Origin of the sequence: Xanthomonas sp. D-36-1 (assembly GCF_017746155.1) — a bacterium.
In the GTDB taxonomy this organism is placed as follows: Bacteria; Pseudomonadota; Gammaproteobacteria; order Xanthomonadales; family Xanthomonadaceae; genus Xanthomonas; species Xanthomonas cissicola.
Genome location: NZ_JAGHWR010000147.1, coordinates 1 through 3,679, shown reverse-complemented (window position 1 = coordinate 3,679; position 3,679 = coordinate 1). Strand labels below are relative to the sequence as shown.

The window sequence follows — 3,679 nt, the reverse complement described above, 5'->3', positions numbered from 1 at the left end:
CATTGATCAGACCATCCCTAAATAAAAAAACTGCACTCCAGTAGGAAGGAAGCATAAATTTCGCATAACGCTTGCGTGGACTGCACCGTCCACCAATGCAATGCAGACGCCGATTGGCCGCACAGGCGTCTCAGCCCGCCATGCCGTTATGCCGTAGCAGCGCATCGATGGTCGGGGCCCGACCGCGGAAGGCGCGGAAGTTCTCTGCCGCCGGACGACTGCCGCCACGCGCAAGCACCTCGGCGCGGAACCGTGCACCGGTCTGCTCCAGTTGGTCTGGCGCTTCCTCGAATGCGGCATAGGCATCGGCGCTGAGCACTTCGGCCCATTTATAGCTGTAATAGCCGGCCGCATAGCCGCCGGCAAAAATATGGCTGAACTGATGCGGGAAGCGATTCCATGCCGGCGGCCGATTGACCGCCACTTCGTCGCGCACGCGCTCGATCAATTGCAGCACGCTGTCCTGTGCCGGATCGTAGGTGCCGTGCAGCTGCATGTCGAATAAGGCGAATTCCAGCTGGCGCACGGTGAACATGCCGCTCTGGAAATTACGCGCCGCCAGCAGGCGATCGAACAGATTACGCGGCAACGGCTCGCCGGTCTGCACGTGCGCGGTCATCGCCTGCACGCGCGCCCACTCCCAGCAGAAGTTTTCCATGAACTGGCTGGGCAGCTCCACCGCGTCCCATTCCACACCGTTGATGCCGGCCACACCCAGCTCGCCAATGCGGGTGAGCAACTGATGCAGGCCGTGGCCCATTTCATGGAACAGCGTGGTGACTTCGCCGTGGCGAAAGGTGGCCGGCGCATCGCCGCTGCCGCGCCCGAAGTTGCACACCAGATACACCAGCGGCGTCTGCACGCCGTTGGCGGTGTTGCGGCGGTTGCGGCAATCGTCCATCCACGCGCCGCCACGTTTGCCTTCGCGCGCGTACAGGTCCAGATAGAACTGGCCGACCAGGGTGCCGTGCGCATCTTCCAACCGGTAAAACCGCACATCCGGGTGCCAGACCGGCGCGCTGTCGGGTTTGACGGTGAGCCCATACAGGCTGTGGATCACATCGAACAGGCCGGCCAGCACCTTCGGCTCGGTGAAGTACTGCTTCACCTCCTGCTCGGAAAAGCTGTAACGCGCCTGCTTGAGTTTTTCCGAAGCGTAGGCCAGGTCCCAGGCCTGCAGTTCGTCCAAACCCAACTCCTCGCGCGCAAAGGCTTCCAGTTCGGCGCGGTCGCGCTGCGCATGCGGCTTGGCGCGCGCAGCCAGATCGCGCAGGAAGCCCATCACCTCGCCGGGGCTCTGCGCCATTTTGGTAGCAACCGAATAGTCGGCGTAACTGGCAAAGCCGAGCAACTGTGCCAACTCGGCACGCAGGGCCAGGATGCGATCGATGTTGGCGCTGTTGTCCAGCGCGGCATCGCCGAATTCGGACGCGCGCTCGGCATTGGCGCGATACAGCCGCGCGCGCAGGTCGCGGCTGTCGGCATCGCTCTGCACCGGCAGATAGCACGGCATCTGCAAGGTGAATTTCCAGCCCGGCACGCCATCCTTTTCGGCGGCCGCGCGCGCGGCGGCAATCACTTCGGCCGGCAGTCCCGACAGCTGGGTGTGGTCTTCGGTCAGGTACGACCACGCATCGGTGGCGTCGAGCACGTTCTGCGAAAACCTGGCTGCCAACGCCGAGAGTTCTTCCTGGATCTGCGCAAACCGCGCCTTGGCGGCATCATCGAGTTCGGCACCGCCCAAGCGGAAATCGCGTAGCGCATTGTCCAGCACCTTGCGACGCGCCTCATCGAAGTGTGCAGCTTCCGGCGATTGCGCCAGTGCCTTGTATTGCGCATACAACGCCAGATTCTGCGCCAGCGCGCTGCCGAAGCGGCTCACCTTGGGCAGATTGCTGTTGTAGGCCTCGCGCAGCTCGGGCGTGTTGACCACCGCCTGCAGATGCCCCACCTGCCCCCAGGCACGCCATAGCCGCTCGGTGGCATCGTCCAGCGGCGTGACGAAGCTGTCCCAGCGCACCGGGCTGACCTGCTCGGCTGCCTTCACCGCCGCCTCGGCCTCGGCGAGCAACTGGTCGATCGCCGGGCCCACGTGGTCGGGGCGGATCGCATCGAAGGACGGCAGTCCGGACAGATCGAGCAGCGGGTTGGTCATGGAGCGCTCCGGCAATGGACTGGATGAGTAGATTCAAAGATCGGCAACCCTGGCAGGCACACCGTGGCGCGCAACCGCCAGCAGGCTGAGCACGGCGCCGAGGGCACGGTGCCCGCTCGTCCCTGACGACTGCGGACACCGATCGCACCGGCGTGGCGGTGAGCGCAGCGCCTTGATGCGCACGTCCCGGATATGGCGGTCATTCCAGCGCCGCACAAGGCAAGGCGGGTAAATCGCCGCCGTTCACGGCCAGCGCGATGGCGGCATCGCTGTCGCTGACATCGATCGCGCGCGCCTCGTACCAGGCCGGGTCGTAATAACTGTGCGCGTAACGTTCGCCGGCATCGCACAGGATGGTGACGATGGAGCCCTGCCGGCCCTCGTCGCGCATGCGCCGGGCGGCGTGCAGCACGCCGACGAAGTTGGTGCCGGTGGAGCCGCCCACCCGGCGGCCCAGCGTGGCGCTGACGTGGCGCATCGCCGCCAGGCTCAGCGCATCGGGCACCTTGATCATCACGTCCACGCAGCTGGCGATGAAGCTCGATTCCACCCGCGGGCGGCCGATGCCTTCGATGCGCGAGCCGCCGGTGATGGCCAGCTCCTTGGGGCATTGGCCGTCCACTGCGCGGCAATAGCCGTCGAAGAACACCGACACATCCGGGTCGGCGCACAGGATGCGGGTGGCATGGCGCCGATAGCGCACGTAGCGGCCCAGGGTGGCGCTGGTACCGCCGGTTCCGGGGCTGCAGACGATCCAGTCCGGGATCGGGTGCGGCTCTTCGGCCAGTTGCTTGAAGATCGATTCGGCGATGTTGTTGTTGGCGCGCCAGTCGGTGGCGCGCTCGGCGTAGGTGAACTGGTCCATGAAGTGCCCCCCGGTCTCGCGCGCGAGCTGGTGCGAGGCGCTGTCCAGATCGCAGGCGCGCTCGACCAGGTGGCAGCGGCCGCCCTGGAATTCGATCGCGGCGATCTTCTCCGGCGAGGTCGAGGCCGGCATTACCGCGATGAAGGGCACGCCAAGCAAACGCGCGAAATACGCTTCGGAGATGGCCGTGGAGCCGCTGGACGCCTCGATCACCGGCCGCCCGGCACGCAGCCAGCCATTGGTGAGCGCGTACAGGAACAGCGAGCGCGCCAGCCGGTGCTTGAGGCTGCCGGTCGGGTGGCTGGACTCGTCCTTGAAGTACAGGTCGATGCCCGGATAGCCCGGCAGTTCCATCGGAATCAGGTGGGTGTCGGCCGACCGATTGAAATCGGCTTCGATCTTCCGGATGGCGGCGGCCACCCACTGGCGCTGCGACATGGCAGGACTTGGCTGCAAAAGTAGCGGTAATTCTACCGCCGTCGCCTGCCCGCCTACGCAGCCAGCGCATCGGGCGGACAGCGGGGGCCGATGCTATGCTCGCCGCACCCGTCACTGCCCCGACTGTCCGTGCTGCATCGCCTGCTCCGCCTGCTGCTGTGCCTATGCCTGGTTGCCAACACGGCCACCGACGCCATCGCCGGCATGGCCATGCCGGCGAT

At 65.8% G+C, this 3,679-nt stretch carries 2 protein-coding genes and 1 pseudogene; 1 reads left to right on the top strand and 2 read right to left on the bottom strand.

Translation table 11 applies throughout. The features are described from left to right. Window positions 1-130: 130 nt before the first annotated feature. Window positions 131-2,155 carry a M3 family metallopeptidase gene (locus tag J7367_RS22155; RefSeq protein ID WP_007963881.1) on the bottom strand — a complete coding sequence of 675 codons (2,025 nt, stop codon included), beginning with the start codon at window positions 2,153-2,155 and terminating at the stop codon, window positions 131-133. A gap of 199 nt (window positions 2,156-2,354) precedes the next feature. Continuing rightward, on the bottom strand, window positions 2,355-3,458 hold the full coding sequence (locus tag J7367_RS22150; RefSeq protein ID WP_057658923.1) for a PLP-dependent cysteine synthase family protein: 1,104 nt from the start codon (window positions 3,456-3,458) through the stop codon (window positions 2,355-2,357). 90 nt (window positions 3,459-3,548) lie between these two features. On the opposite strand from J7367_RS22150, the pseudogene J7367_RS22145 reads away from it, so the two are divergent. Further along, window positions 3,549-3,679 (top strand): annotated as a pseudogene (locus tag J7367_RS22145) (copper transporter); the annotation flags it as partial.

Coding starts and splice junctions, on each gene's coding strand:
- J7367_RS22150 (WP_057658923.1), bottom strand. CDS start 3,458: ATGTCGCAGCGCCAGTGGGTGGCCGCCGCCATCCGGAAGATCGAAGCC.
- J7367_RS22155 (WP_007963881.1), bottom strand. CDS start 2,155: ATGACCAACCCGCTGCTCGATCTGTCCGGACTGCCGTCCTTCGATGCG.